This is a genomic window from Xanthobacter autotrophicus, from assembly GCF_029991245.1.
Lineage (GTDB): Bacteria > Pseudomonadota > Alphaproteobacteria > Rhizobiales > Xanthobacteraceae > Xanthobacter > Xanthobacter autotrophicus_C.
The window spans coordinates 1-383 of record NZ_JAIVFO010000480.1; the positions used below are offsets into that span (position 1 = coordinate 1).

The window sequence follows — 383 nt, forward strand, 5'->3', positions numbered from 1 at the left end:
CTGCCCTACTTCGTCGACGACGTCCGGGCGTCGATGCAAGCCCGGATGTCCCGCTCGCGCCTCGTCCTCGTGTTGGTCGTCGCCATCGTCGTGTCGGCTGCCGCCGGGCTTGCGGTCGGGCTGGCCAGCGGCTCGGCGTCCTTCGGGTTCGCGACCGGGGTCTGGTTGCTGCTGGCCGTCGTGGCGGCGTACGCACTGGTCGCCCTGCGCATGCACGACATCGCTGGGTGGGCGCTCAAGCGGGCCTTCGCCAGTCTCGGCCTGCTGTTTCCCCTCGCCACACGAGCGCTGCCGATGCTGCTGCTCTTCGTGACGTTCCTCTTCATCAACACCGAGGTCTGGCAGGTCACCAGCGCCATGGATGCCGGCGTGCTGTGGACCGC

Annotated in this window: 1 protein-coding gene; it reads left to right on the top strand. The window is 69.2% G+C overall.

Going from position 1 to position 383, the window contains the following annotated elements; genetic code table 11:
- A partial coding sequence (locus tag K9U41_RS23775; RefSeq protein WP_282643277.1) for a hypothetical protein occupies positions 1 to 383 on the top strand: 383 nt, incomplete at both ends.